Source organism: Hamadaea tsunoensis DSM 44101, from assembly GCF_000428945.1.
In the GTDB taxonomy this organism is placed as follows: Bacteria; Actinomycetota; Actinomycetes; order Mycobacteriales; family Micromonosporaceae; genus Hamadaea; species Hamadaea tsunoensis.
The window spans coordinates 162,440-175,552 of sequence record NZ_KE386821.1; the positions used below are offsets into that span (position 1 = coordinate 162,440).

The window sequence follows — 13,113 nt, forward strand, 5'->3', positions numbered from 1 at the left end:
GTGACGCGTACAGGCAGTGACGCGTACAGGCGGATGCCTCAGACGGTAGGCGGCACCGGGACCGGGACGTGCAGCTGGAGGCGCTCGGTGACGGCCTGGCAGAACGCGGGGGCGGGCCGCTTCACCTGGATGTACGCCCCGTCGTTGGTGAGCCAGGCGCGCGCGACGCGGGCGGGGTCGGCGAACCAGAAGGACGCGGCGCCGCCGATGAAGAAGGCGACGGCCAGCACGAAGGAGAGCCAGCCGACGACGGCGCCCAGGTCGGCGCCCTTGGCCAGGATCGACGGGCCGGCGCACGAGGCCGGGACCATGAGCAGGGACAGCGTGCCGATGAGCTTCAGCGTCTGGGCCTGCTTCGTGCACTGTGGACAGACTGGCCACAGCGGCGCCTGCACCCGCTTGGTCATCGCCGCGGCCACGATGATGTAGGGCAGGGCGCCCAGCAGGAGCAGGAGGTAGGTCCACTTCGGCGGGCTGGACTCGATTTTGGCCTTGACGCCGACGGGCCCGGGCGCGCCGTGTGGAGCGCACACCGGCGGCATGCCCAGGCCCGAGGTCACCAGCCACGTGGGGAAGAAGAACTGCGGGATCACGGGTGTGGCGGGGGCGGTCATGGTCTCGTCCTCGGGGCCGTCGTCGTCTGGGTGCAGCGGAGCCTATGCGAGTCGACGACGGCCCGTGGGGCGGAAACCGGTTTGATCATCTTGGGCGTTCGGCCAGGTGGTCACCGGGCCGTCCGGCTGAGGACCGCACCCCCGGCGTACGCGGCTGCGGCGCCGAGTTCCTCCTCGATGCGGATGAGCTGGTTGAACTTGCTCGTCCGGTCGCTGCGCGACAGCGATCCCGTCTTGATCTGGCCGCAGCCCAGTCCGACGGCCAGGTCGGCGATCGTCGTGTCCTCGGTTTCGCCGGAGCGGTGCGACATCACGACTCCGTAGCCCGCGTCCTGCGCGACGCGTACCGCTTCGACGGTCTCGGTGAGGGTGCCGATCTGGTTCACCTTGATCAGGATCGCGTTGGCGATGCCGTCGGCGATGCCCTGCCGCAGCAGCGCCGGGTTCGTGCAGAAGACGTCGTCGCCGACGAGCTGGCAGCGGCCGCCGAGCGTACGCGTCAGCTCGGTCCAGCCGGCGACGTCGTCCTGGGCCACACCGTCCTCGATGGACACGATCGGGTACGCCCCAGCCAGCTCGACCAGGTACGCGACGTGCTCCTCGACGGTGCGTACCCGCTGCTCGCCGGTGTAGGAGTAGACGCCGTCGCGGAAGAACTCCGACGCGGCCGGGTCGAGGGCGATCGCGATGTCGGTGCCCGGCTTGTAGCCGGTGTCGATGATGGCCTGGGTGACGAAGGTCAGCGCCTCCTCCGCGGTACGCAGATCGGGCGCGAACCCGCCCTCGTCGCCGACGTTGGTGTTCTGCCCGGCCTTGCGGAGCGCTCCGCGCAGCGTGTGGAACACCTCCGACCCCATGCGCACGGCGTCGAAGAAGGACGCGGCGCCGATCGGGGCGATCATGAACTCCTGGAAGTCGAGCGGATTGTCGGCGTGCACGCCGCCGTTGACGATGTTCATCAGCGGCAGCGGGAGCAGGGTGGCGTCGTCGCCGCCGAGGTACCGGTAGAGCGGCCGGCCGGCGCTCGCCGCGGCGGCCTTGACGACCGCCAGGGAGACGCCGAGGGTGGCGTTCGCGCCCAGCCGGGACTTCGTGGCCGTCCCGTCCAACTCGGTCAGTACGCCGTCGAGCCCGGCCTGGTCGGTGGCGTCCCGTCCGGTGACGGCGGCCAGGATCTCGCCGTTGACCGCGTCGACCGCCCGGCGTACGCCCTTGCCGTGGAACCGGCCGGTCTCGCCGTCGCGGAGTTCGACCGCTTCCCGCGTACCGGTGGAGGCGCCGGACGGGACGGCGGCGCGGCCGAAGGAGCCGTCGTCGAGCACGGCGTCGACCTCGACGGTCGGGTTGCCGCGGCTGTCGAGGATCTCGCGGGCGTGGACAGAGCTGATCGTGGGCATGCGTCTCCTCCTGGTGCCGCGTGGACGGCGGCGGGTGCGTCGGATGGCAGACGTGGTCGACCGCGTCGTCGGTCACGAAGAAAAGGAGTTCCCATAAGAAACTCAACTCGTCACGAACCTATCAGACCGACGTTCGGGCCGCTTACCCGCTATGCCGGCAGCTTCGGGGGGAGTGGATAGGACGGTGTCAGCCGTGCGGGGTAACCGATGTGATGGACCCTCGCCGGATCCCCGACACACACTCCGTGATCCCGTGTGAGCGTGCGGTAATCGGCTGGGCGGGTCGACCGCCGGACATCAGCCTCCACTCACGACAGGAGCGGTTCATGACGCAACCGGACACGCCGGACGCCCTCAAGGTCGTCGCGGCCGAACTCCCGCAGCAGGCCGGGCTCCCGCAGGGGGCCGGGCTTCCGCAGCAGGCCGGGCTTCCGCAGGAGGACGGGCTTCCGCAGGGGGGCGGGCTTCCGCAGGAGGACGGGCTTCCGCAGCAGGCCGGGGGAGACGTGGACGCGCCGCCCCCGCCGCCTCCGCCCATGGACGACGACGGGCCCGAACTGCCGTACCGCCAGCAGCCCTACGTCCTGCAGCGGATCGGCGGCTGGCGGGAGAGCTACGAGGCGTGCCTGGCCAAGGGCCGCGAGCGGATCGCGCTCATCGAACATCAGCCCGAACCGCAGCCGAAGGAGGCGGCGCAGTTCGCGGCGTCCTACACCACACAGACCGTCGCCAACCCCGACTCCCCGACCGGGTTCGCGATGCTCAGCCGGTGGAACGACTGCCCGCCGGAGCACGAGGCCCACGGCTTCAAGAACACGCCGCTGCCCGCGCAGGGAATCCTGCGCTCCTGGCAGAACTCGGTCCACGCCGGCGAGCCCTTCACGAACGCCGACATCTACTTCCACCAGTACCGGTTGGCGTTCCTGGAGCAGAACCCCGACCTCGTCGGTGAACCGGTGTTGCCGAAGCTGCGGGTCCTGCGTCGCCAGAACGCGGGCAACGCGCTCACGGCCGACGTCCTGGCGTACCTGTCCTGGGAACGCGACGATCCGGCGGTGCCGCTTGGCGTACACCTCCCGCAGAGCGACGCCTTCGCCGCCCTGCTCGGCACGCCGAACGGCTCCGCGGCCGCGTACCTGGTGATCCAGTACGGCCCGCAGCTCGACATCACGACCATCGCCACCATCGAGGTCGCCACCGGGCAGGACCTGGTCTTCACCTTCCACTGAGCGGCGCGCCGTCGGCCGCCCGCCGTGCGAGGCTGTCGGGGTGGACTCACTCTCCGACAGCCTCCGGGCGGCCGAACGCCGCCTCCAGGTCGCGCAACTCGCGGCCGACGCCGACACGCTCGACGAACTCCTCGACGACCGGCTCGTCTTCACCGGACCCGGCGGCACCCTGTACACCAAGGCGGACGACCTGGCGCTGCAGCGATCCGGCCGGCAGCGGCTGACCGAGGTCACCGAGGAGGACCTGCGCGTCGTCGCCGACGGCACCACCGGCGTCACCTTCTTCCTCGGTACGCTCTCCGGCGCCTTCGAAGGCCAGGAGTTCACGGCACGGCTCCGCTACACGCGTACCTGGGTTCTCGGCGAGCGGGGCTGGCGCCTGCTGGCCGCCCACGTCAGCGACGCACCTCCTTAAGGCGGGCCCGCTCGGCGGGTCGTGCCGTGCGCCGGCCGGAGGCCGTCCAGGACAATGTCCAGTAGTCGCCGGCCGGCGGCGTGATCGGAGCCGGCGGCGTGACCGACGGCGGCGGTCAAGGCCAGCACGTCCGTCCATCGCGCGTCGGACTTGATCAGGCCGCTGCGCTGCGCCCGGGTGAACAGCGGCTCGGCCGTCGCGGCGATCCGGTCGTGCCATTCCCGGATCTCGACCGGGGTGTGGTCGGGTTCGAGCGCGTGGGCACCGGCCAGCCCTTCGCGCAGCCCCCGGTTGGCCTGCATGTGTTCCACCACGCCGCCGAGCCAGACCAGGAGTGCGTCGTCGGCGCCGGACTCGATCCGCTCCAGCGCGTCCGAGCACATCGCGTCGATGCTCTGTGCGTACACGGCGGTCAGCAGGCGTTCGCGGGTCGGGAAGTGACGGTAGAGGGTGGCGTTGGCGACGCCCGCGGTGCGGGCGATCTCGTCGAGCGCCGCGTCCGTGCCGTCCCGCCGGAAGACCTCGCCGGCCGCCTCGACGAGGCGCTGCCGGTTGTAGGTCGCGTCCTTGCGTTCCGTAGGAGTCAACGGACACCTCTCATTGCGTTCCGGGGATGCTCCCCGTATCGTCGCACACAATGAAACGGGGACAGTCCCCGTTTAGAGGAGGCTGCGATGCACCCGACAGGCCCGGCGGAGACGGTGCGACTGATCAACGCGGCGCGGGAGGCCGGCGACTTCGAGGCCGCGGTCCGCCACATCGCCGTACGCTCGCTCGACCAGGGCCGCGAGGCGACCCACGAGGACTGGCTGGGCAAGTGGCGGGCCATCGTGGCCGGCGTACCGGACTTCGCCGTCACCGCGCTGCAGAGCGTGGAGAGCGGTGAATGGGTGTCGACCCGGTACCGCATCGCCGGAACGCACACCGGCGACTTCTTCGGCCGTCCGCCCACCGGTGCGGCCTTCGAGGTGTCCGGGATGGACATGGTCCGGGTCGTCGACGGGCTGCTGGTCGAACACTGGGTCTACGCGGAGCCGTTCTGAAGGCGGCGGGTGCCCGGACGACACTGCGACCCGGGCACCCGCCCACCGGTTACGGGACGATCAGGATGTTGAACGGCGCCGTGCGGACCGAGCCGAGCGGGCTGGACAGCTTCTCCGCGCCCAGCCGGTAGTTGCTGCCCGCGGGCAGGCCGTACAACGCCTGGTAGAACCCCTGGTAGTAGCTGTCCTGGTAGTACCGCGAGCTGGCCGCGGAACGCACCGTGTAGGCCCCGTTCGCGATCCGCGGGTGTACGCCGGACTGCGACGAACTGGTCCGGTGGTAGTAGGTCAGCGCCAGCGACGAACCGCTGGCACCGCGCGGCAGCGTGAACTTGAAGTACCGCAGGTTGTACCCCGATCCCGAGGACAACGCCGGGCAGTTCTGCACCACCGTGCGTACGCTGATCGTGCCGAGCAGTTTCGGATTGCTGTAGCTTCCCGATCCGGCGAGCGTCGCGCAGTTGAGGTACCGCGTCGTCGCCGCCTCGGCGGGAGTCGCCGAGGCGACCGTGCCGGCGATCGCGACGCCGAGCGCGGCGACGCCCATCGCGAGCCGCCGGAGAACGGGGGAACGTCTCATCCTGTTCCTTCCTGGTAGTGGTAGCGCCAATGCGCTGAAAGTAGGCGAGGACCCGCAGCTCAGGAGCGTCTCCTACACCAAATCGGAGATTCGTTGGCGAAGCTCGACCGGATCGAGGCCCGAAAACAAGCCGGGTCGCGCCCGCATACGCCGATCAGTCGCCCGTCGGTACGCTTTTCGCGGGTGGTGATCGTGGTGATGAAAGGTCCGACGGCGAATGGCTTCGACACGATGAGGAAATGCGGGCGTCGCCGATGCATCGGCTGACGATCGACGAACTCGGCGCGCTTTCGCTGTCGTACCCGGAGGTCGGCGCCACGGCCGGTGACGTGCTTCCGGCCGGCTACCGTCACGTCCGTCGACGGCTCGCCCTCGGGCGCGGCCCCTTGGTGTTCGCCCACGTCGCCCGTTCGTTGAAGTCCTGGGAGATGCACCGGCGGGCCGGTATCCGGGTGATCGCGCACGGGGCGGTCGCCACTCCGGGACAGGACGTGCTTCTGGGGGTGTCCATTGTGCAGGCGCCATGCAGAATCGTCTATGTTCTCGACGACGGACAGGCGAGCGGATTCGCGTACGGCACGCTCACCGGGCATCCCGAATCCGGCGAGGAGTCGTTCGTCGTCCGCATGGATCCGGACGGCCGCGTCGAGTTCGAGATCACGGCGTTCTCCCGCCCCGGCACGACGCTTTCGCGCCTGGGCGGCCCGATCGCGAGAATGGTGCAGGACCGCCTGACGGACCGGTACGCGGCCGCCATGACCGCATTGGCGAAAGAGGCGCGTACATCTGAATGACGTCGATCTCAGAGGGTACGCAATCGATGATCGCGAGATTCGATGGGTTCCAACTTCGTGCTGGTGCCGAGGAAGCTGTGGAAGCGGTCGAGCAGGCCGCGGTAGCCGGTCGCGAGTTGAGCTTCCCCCAGGGTGGAAACTCACCCTGGCCAAACGCTGCCGACCCGACCCAGGCAGGCCGAAGGGCCGGACATCGACACCCGCGGTCCGACATCCGGCCCTGAAGAACGAGGCCGTCAAGCCTCTGAACTGCTGAAACCTGTCTTAAAGAAAGCTAATAGACGCGTGGTAAGCAGATACTGACCAGTCGGCATGGCGGACGGACCGGATGCAAACCTTCTCCACGGCGATGACCGGTACACGTCGGGCCGAGAATCAGGCCGTTACTGAAAACCGGCCCGCTCGCGGCGAGGAGTCTAGTCCCGCGTCTCATCGTCTGCCCCGATCTCCGCTAGTCGCCGCGCCGCCATCGGCGCCAGTTCAGGGTGGTTGCTGTCGATCGCCCGTTGGTAGGCGGTCCGGGCACCCGCCGTGTCACCCTGTTCGTTCAGCAGCTCCCCCAGGTTGATCGCGGCCATCGCTGCCGCTTCGGAGTGCTCGCTGTCGATCGCCATCTGATACAGCGCCTGCGCACCCGCCGTGTCGCCCTGCTTGCTCAGCAGCTCTCCCAGGTTGATCGCGGCCGCCGGCGCCGCTTCGGAGTGCTTGCTGTCGATCGCCATGTGAAATGCCGCCTGCGCACCCGCCACATCACCCTGATCTTCCAGCATCAGTCCTAGGTTGTTCGCCGCCCTCGGAGACGCATCGAGGTGGTTGCTGTCGACAGCCAGCTGGTAGGCAGCCTGCGCGCCCGCCACGTCGCCTTGTTCGCTCAGCAACATCCCCATGTTGAACAGCGCCGTCGGCGCCTTGTCGGGGTCGTTGCTGTCGATCACCCGTTGGTAGGCGATTCGGGCACCCGCCGTGTCGCCCTGCTCCTGCAGCAGGACCGCAAGGCTAAACGTGGCTAGTGGCACCATCTCAGGTTCATTGCTGTCGATCACCTGCTGGTAGGCCGCCTGCGCGCCAGCCATGTCACCCTGCTCTGTCAGCAGTCCCGCCAGGCCGATCGTGGAGATCGACACTATCTCAGGCTCATTACGGTCGATCGCCCGCTGATATGCCGTCTGTGCACCCGCCGTATCACCCCGCGCTGTCAACAGCGTCCACAGGCCGAGCGCCGCCATCGGCGCCATCTCAGGGTGGTTGCTGTCGATCGCCCTCTGGTATGCGGCTAGCGCGCCCGGCACGTCACCCTGCTCTTCGAGCAACTCTCCCAGGTGGTACGCCGCCGTCGGTGCCATCTCAGAGTGGTCGCTGTCGATCGCCAACTGGTAGATCTCTTGGATGACCGACGGTGGGGCTTCCTCGCGTAGCAACTTTCCCAGATGGACCGCTGCCGTCGGCGCCATTTCCGGGTCGTCGCTGTTGATCGCCACCTCGTAGGCTTCCAGCGCGCCCGTCACATCGCCCTGCTCGACCAGCAGCGTCCCCAGGACGACCGCCGCAGCCGGTGCGATTTCGGGATGGTCGCTGTCGACCGCCACCTCGTAGGCTTCCAGCGCGCCCGTCACATCGCCCTGCTCGACCAGCAGCGTGCCCAGGTTGTACGCCGCCATGGGCGCCGCTTCGGGGTGGCTGCTGTCGGCCGCAAGTCGGTAGGCCGCTCGCGCCCCCGCGATGTCGCCCTGCTCGACCAGTAGCACCCCCAGGTTGAACGCCGCTGCCGACGTCGTGTCAGGATCGTCGGCTGCCATGGCCTTGCGAAGGCCGTCCCGGGCGGCATCATGCTGGCCCGCGAAGTAGGCGGCCAGACCGACATAGTAGGCCTCGACTGCCTCGACCATCCCGATCAACGGCTGCCACAGCCGTTCTGGCACTGGGCGAGGCTCATGCTCACGCTGACCTTCGTCGACGGCTTCCAGGTACGGCAGCACCGACCACGCTGACCCGGCCGGGTCGTCCGCAACGGCCGTGAGCAGCGCCACTTGCGACGACACCGGAGTACGCGCCCACGCGATTCCCGCCTCGAACGCGTGCGGCGACGGCGCCGCCACGGTGATCTCCGCAGCGTAGGCGGGCAGGAGCGCCGTCAGCTCAGCCTCGCGGACCGGACGAGCCAGCCCCGCGCGCCGCAGGTCGACCGCGATACGCACCACAGCCTGTCCCATAGGGGACTCCACATGACCGTTGCGATATCGGTCCACCAGTGCCACACCGGCGATCAACGTCTCACCGATACTGCCGCTGATCTTCTCGTCCGGATACAGCCGTGACGCCTCCGCCAACTCCGGCGCACTCGCCGCGAACGGCAGGTGGAACTCCTCGCCGGCAGCGCCGCCCTTGGCCAGCGCCGCCACCGCCACCGCGCCCACCTCACCCGGCGCCGCCAGCACCTTTGCGCGTTCAGCCGTGGTCAGGGTCCCCACCACCACCGCACGCGCCCGCAGCCACTCCAGCAACGGACCGGTCAGCTGACCCAACTGGACCGGCGAAAGGTTGTCCAACCAGACCACCGCCGGCACCCCCACCTCCAGCGGTGGCTGCAGCAACATCAGCTCTTCGAGCGCGTTGCGGTTCAGCACGGGCAGCAGCACCTCCGGATCAGCTGCACCGAACACCGCCCGCACCGCCTCCACCGCCGTACGCGACTTGCCCGCCTTCGAGTCCCCCCACACGATCACGAACGGAAACGGCGGCCCCGCCGGCAGCAGTGCCGCCCGCAACCGCTCATCAAACCCGTGCCGCGGCACATACCAGCCCGTACCAGCGGCGGTGTATCGCGTCGCCGTGGCACCCAGGTCCGAGTCCGCCAACTGGGACAGCCGTGGCAACCCGCCCCCGGGCAACTCGCGAAGAAGGGTAGCCACCCGCATCCGCCAGACCGCGTCATCGGCTCGGTCCGCCCGCCGACGGCTCGCCCACCACCCGACGACAGCAGCCACCAGCCCGAGGACCACCAGCCCGGTCGACAGCAGGACCGCCACTCGCTGACCATGGGGGCTCAACCCGTCCTTCCACAGGCCCAGGACCTCCACCGCCAACGCCGCCGCAGAGCCCACGGCGCCCGAGACCAGCCCCACCCACATCCACACCCGGCCGTTCTCGACCGCCCGCACAGCCTGGCCCACGACACCACCATCCGATCCGCTCACAAGACACCCGCGGATGCTGATCAAATCACCGACCGCATACCCGGTACCGCTCCCCGAACGGACAGATACTGGGGTGGCCAAGCCGTGCGGGGCGAGTCAGGTTCTCCCATCCTGTCGCCCCGCACCGCTCTGGTTGTCCGCCTTTTAACTCCAGTAGTGGGCTTCCTTGATGTTGGAGGCCGGGCCTTCCGTGGTCCCGTTGATGGACGTCATGTAGAACTCCCAGCGCCAGCCGTAGGGCGTGAACCAGATCTCGCCCTGGGTGTAGCCGGGGTACATGATGCCGACCGACTCCCAGAGCGTCCGCGATCCGTCCGGGTTGATCTGCCGTCGCCAGACCCGGTAGCCGACGGCGGCCTGCGGCGAATTGGTCCAGTGCAGGATCACGATGGCGTCGTGGTAGGTGCTCCAGACGACGTCGTCGAGGGAGGGCGGGGACGGCGTACGCACACCCGCGTACACGTTGGGGGCGGCGCCGGGGAAGCCGCTGCCGTAGGTGTTCACGGCGCCGATCACGATGTTGTACGTATGGCCGACCGTGCCGGGGAAGGTGGTCGACAGGCCCCAGACCCGTTTGTTGCTCAGGACCTGAGTGGTGTTGTCGTACCAGTACAGGTCGTACGCCGAGACGGTGTCGGCGCCGTATCCGGTGGGCGCGATCCAGTCGACGTTGACCGTGCCGCTGCCGTCGTTGGCGAAGGAGTGGATGATCGTCGGACCGTCGGCGGTCGACGGGTTGGCGACCGCCGTAGCGGTGCCGCTCTTGGCGAGGTTGGTGTCACCCTTCGAGGCTGCCACCGCGTACTCGTAGGTGTGTCCACGTTGGACCCAGTTGAACAGCCAGTGGTCGGTGGTGACGGGGAGGGGTAGTTGTTCCTGCGCCTGGCCGGCGGTGACGTCGCGCTGGTAGAGGTAGTAGCCGGTGGCGCCCCAGACGTGCGACCAGGACAGCTGGATGCCGCCCGCGACGGGCGTGACGGTGATGGCCGGGGCGCTGAGGGTGATCTCGGTCGTGGCCGGGATGCTGCCGAAGACCGGCCCGACGCCGAAGGCGTTGAAGGTGCCGGCGACGGCGCGGGCGATGCGGAACTCGCCTTGCGTGTTGGGATGGATCGGGTCGTACGCGTAGCTGTTGGGGTCGTACGCGCTCGCGAGGTCGACGAGCTTGACCGGTGAGGTGCCGGTGGAGAGGCTCGGGATCGCGGCCCTGAGCCGGGAGTTGTAGTCGAGGATCTGCGTACGCTGGAACGTGGTCGGGTTCTTGTTGACCGGCACGGTGCACAGCAGCAGGCGGACGTTGGACTTGCCGGCCCGGGCGTTGGCGACGAACTGGGTGAGGACGGTCATCAGGTCGGCGCCGCTGACCCCGCCCCAGGCGATGTCGTTGAAGCCGAGCTCCACGACGAGGTACTGGGGCTGGTAGGTGGCGACCTTCGCCTGGATCTCGTTCTTCTCGTCGTTCATCTGCCGGCCCCACAGGGCGTCGTGCTCGGTGTCGGCGGCGTCGGCGGCTCGGTAGCCGTTGGGGTCGTCGTTGCTGGTGCCGTCCTGCACCGACCACATGTTGTAGACGCCGCGGCGCGGGCCGACGAAGTCGGCGTTGACCCCGTTGGCCGCGAAGTGCTTCTGCAGCCGGTAGCGCCAGGTGTAGTCGCCCTGGGTGCCGTGGCTGATCGAGTCGCCGGCGATCATGACGCGGGTGGTTCCGGCGACACCGGTGGTCAGTGTGATCCATTTGCTGGGGTAGGGGCCGGTGGCGGGCGAGGCGCCCTCGCTCGCGTCGACCTCGACCAGGGCGGTGCCCCAGCCGCTGATCGCGGTCTTGTCGGCGGCCGTGAGCGTGTAGGAGGTGGCGGTGGTGGTGACGGCGGCCATCTCGGCCCGGGTGTTGATGTTGAGGAAGCGCAGCCGGTAACTGTTGGGGTGGCCGCCCATGCCGCTCGCGGTCCAGCTGATGGTGTAGGCCTTGGCCGGGTCGACGACCTGGTCGCCGCTGGTGATCTTCGAGGCGACGCCGTGCTGTTCGAGGACCTGGGCGGCGTTCTGCACGACGCTGACGTCCCGGCCGCCGGTCAGGGCGGTCCAGGCGGCGCCGAACGTGGTCGGATGGGCCGACAGCATGCGCCCCAGGATGTCGCCGAAGGTCCAGGAGATCGACTCGCCGTCCGCATTGGCGTCGTAGAAGTCCCACAGGGCGCGGCTGACGGCCAGCTCGCTGTCGTCGCCGCGCGGCGAGCACATGCTCGCCGGATCCTCCATGCTGTAGGAGAAGTTCGCACCGCCGTAGTAGGGCGGACCGGGCCGGTCGCTGTACGTCGCGTCGGCGAGGTTCGGGGTGCCGGCCGGGATCGCCTCCTCGTGCAGGGCGACGGTGCCGAAGAACGTGGCCCACCCTTCCGACCAGGCCAGCTTCATACCGGCGCTCTTGCTGCCGCTGACCGACCAGGCGCCGTTGCAGATGTCGTGGGCGCCGCCGGAGCTGTCGTCGAAGCCGCCGTGCCGGGCGACGATGTGACCGGTCTCGTGCGCGATCACCGGCCAGTCGTAGGCGTCTTCCTGGCACGGCTGACCCGTGCCGCACAACGCACCGCCGCCGCTGATGTGGATGTGGCCGTCCTGGGCACCGACGTAGCTGCCGTCGGCCGGGTAGGTCACCTCCAGCTGGCTCGGCCAACCCGACTGCCGGTTCTTGGTGTAGAAGCCGCCGATGGTGAACAGCGCGTCCAGGACCGCGAACGCGTTGGTGCGCAGTCCGGCTGCGTCCTGCGTCTGGTTGCCCAGCGAGAGGTCAACGTTCGTCCAGGTGTCACCCGGCTGCAGGACCTTGGTTGGCGTGGCCGCCACGTACTGCTGGCTCGCTCCCAGGATCAGCGCGTACGCGTTGGAGGAGCTCAACTCGACGTGGTAGGTGTGCGACGCGTCGGCGGTCACGTTGAACGTGTAGTCGCCGTTGCCGTTGGTGGCGCCGACCGCGACCGTCAAGCCGAGGTCGTTGACGACGAGGGCGACGCGCGCGTTGCGTACCGGGGTCCAGGTGGCGTCGGAGCGCTGGTACTGAACGTGCCCGTAGACCGCGACGGGACCGGACGCGGCCAGGCTCGCGGGCCCGTGACTGACCGACGCTCCGGGCACGGGTACGGCGTTGAGCGCCGCCGACTGATTCCGGTAGCCGATCGGGTCGAGCCGGCCGGCGGCATGGTCGGCCGCCAGGAGCGCGGCGGGCAGAAGAACCCGGCTCGGCGCGAGGACCAGAGCGCCGTGATGCAGCTGGGCGGCCCGTGATCCGGTGGCGATGGTCGTACCGCGCTGACGCAACTGCACTGTCAGGACGACGGCGGCATCGGCCGGCCGTACGACCGTCCACGTGCGACGGGCGGTGGCCGCGGCGGCGAGATCCGGCAGGGAAGCGGTCAGCTTCGCCCGTCCCGCGCCGGACAGCACCAGGGTGAGGCCGCGCAGCGGGACCGCCGCCGTGACGGCGACGGTGACCCGAGGGCCGTCGGCGGTGAACTCGATCTCGGCGTCCTGACCCTCCCGCGCCACGACACGGGACATCGCGGTCGCGGCGGGCGTGCTGCCCGATCCGGTGGTCGTGAGCGGAAGCGCCGCGGCCTCGTGCGGCTGGCTGAAGGCCGCCGAAGGCGAAGCGGGCGCCATGGCAACCGTAGGGGCAGGGTTCGACGGGGCCGTTGCGAGAGATGCAGTCGGTGGTGTGGGCGGCCCGGCGACGGCGGGCGCCGGCACGGTCGCGGCCAGCGTCAGGGCGACGCCGAGCGCGATCCAGCGTGAGGGGTTCAGCATGCGCATATGAGATCTGCCGAGGTGCCGTTTTCCGGCCGGCCGGGAC

At 69.3% G+C, this 13,113-nt stretch carries 10 protein-coding genes; 4 read left to right on the forward strand and 6 right to left on the reverse strand.

What is annotated here, in order from left to right; translation table 11 throughout:
• Positions 1–38 precede the first annotated feature (38 nt).
• Positions 39–614, reverse strand: a complete 576-nt coding sequence (locus G401_RS0139840) for a hypothetical protein (protein ID WP_027346878.1) — start codon at positions 612–614, stop codon at positions 39–41.
• 110 nt (positions 615–724) lie between these two features.
• Positions 725–2,011, reverse strand: coding sequence for a phosphopyruvate hydratase (gene eno / locus G401_RS0139845; RefSeq protein WP_027346879.1), 1,287 nt, complete (start codon positions 2,009–2,011; stop codon positions 725–727).
• Positions 2,012–2,337: 326 nt separating this feature from the next.
• On the opposite strand from eno, the gene G401_RS0139850 reads away from it, so the two are divergent.
• Entirely contained in the window at positions 2,338–3,240 is a 903-nt protein-coding gene (locus tag G401_RS0139850; RefSeq protein WP_027346880.1) for a hypothetical protein, read from the forward strand.
• A gap of 40 nt (positions 3,241–3,280) precedes the next feature.
• Positions 3,281–3,655 (forward strand): nuclear transport factor 2 family protein, encoded by a 375-nt coding sequence (locus G401_RS0139855; RefSeq protein ID WP_027346881.1) that lies wholly within the window; start codon positions 3,281–3,283, stop codon positions 3,653–3,655.
• Here the strand turns inward: G401_RS0139855 and G401_RS0139860 are convergent.
• Positions 3,652–4,242: a TetR/AcrR family transcriptional regulator gene (locus G401_RS0139860; RefSeq protein ID WP_034594536.1), complete on the reverse strand. Its 591-nt coding sequence runs from the start codon at positions 4,240–4,242 to the stop codon at positions 3,652–3,654. The genes G401_RS0139855 and G401_RS0139860 overlap by 4 nt on opposite strands.
• 87 nt (positions 4,243–4,329) lie before the next feature.
• Between G401_RS0139860 and G401_RS51625 the strand changes: the two genes are divergently transcribed.
• On the forward strand, positions 4,330–4,698 hold the full coding sequence (locus G401_RS51625; RefSeq protein ID WP_034594538.1) for an ester cyclase: 369 nt from the start codon (positions 4,330–4,332) through the stop codon (positions 4,696–4,698).
• Positions 4,699–4,747: 49 nt separating this feature from the next.
• On the opposite strand, the gene G401_RS0139870 is transcribed toward G401_RS51625, so the two are convergent.
• Positions 4,748–5,278, reverse strand: a complete 531-nt coding sequence (locus tag G401_RS0139870; protein WP_157546799.1) for a hypothetical protein — start codon at positions 5,276–5,278, stop codon at positions 4,748–4,750.
• A 239-nt stretch (positions 5,279–5,517) separates the two neighbouring features.
• Here G401_RS0139870 and G401_RS51630 point away from each other — a divergent pair, with 239 nt between their 5' ends.
• Complete coding sequence (locus G401_RS51630) at positions 5,518–6,072, forward strand: DUF1990 family protein (protein ID WP_211240966.1); 555 nt, start codon at positions 5,518–5,520, stop codon at positions 6,070–6,072.
• Between the two features lie 416 nt (positions 6,073–6,488).
• Here the strand turns inward: G401_RS51630 and G401_RS0139880 are convergent, their stop codons facing one another.
• Both G401_RS0139880 and G401_RS0139885 read right to left on the reverse strand, forming a co-directional pair.
• Positions 6,489–9,242, reverse strand: coding sequence for a tetratricopeptide repeat protein (locus G401_RS0139880; protein WP_027346884.1), 2,754 nt, complete (start codon positions 9,240–9,242; stop codon positions 6,489–6,491).
• A gap of 168 nt (positions 9,243–9,410) precedes the next feature.
• Positions 9,411–13,067: a GDSL-type esterase/lipase family protein gene (locus G401_RS0139885; protein WP_169734311.1), complete on the reverse strand. Its 3,657-nt coding sequence runs from the start codon at positions 13,065–13,067 to the stop codon at positions 9,411–9,413.
• Positions 13,068–13,113 lie beyond the last annotated feature (46 nt).

What these genes read in the sequence shown, in the direction of transcription:
- G401_RS0139840 (WP_027346878.1), bottom strand. Translation starts at nt 614, where the DNA reads ATGACCGCCCCCGCCACACCCGTGATCCCGCAGTTCTTCTTCCCCACG.
- eno (WP_027346879.1), bottom strand. Translation starts at nt 2,011, where the DNA reads ATGCCCACGATCAGCTCTGTCCACGCCCGCGAGATCCTCGACAGCCGC.
- G401_RS0139850 (WP_027346880.1), top strand. Translation starts at nt 2,338, where the DNA reads ATGACGCAACCGGACACGCCGGACGCCCTCAAGGTCGTCGCGGCCGAA.
- G401_RS51625 (WP_034594538.1), top strand. Translation starts at nt 4,330, where the DNA reads ATGCACCCGACAGGCCCGGCGGAGACGGTGCGACTGATCAACGCGGCG.
- G401_RS0139870 (WP_157546799.1), bottom strand. Translation starts at nt 5,278, where the DNA reads ATGAGACGTTCCCCCGTTCTCCGGCGGCTCGCGATGGGCGTCGCCGCG.
- G401_RS51630 (WP_211240966.1), top strand. Translation starts at nt 5,518, where the DNA reads ATGCGGGCGTCGCCGATGCATCGGCTGACGATCGACGAACTCGGCGCG.
- G401_RS0139885 (WP_169734311.1), bottom strand. Translation starts at nt 13,067, where the DNA reads ATGCTGAACCCCTCACGCTGGATCGCGCTCGGCGTCGCCCTGACGCTG.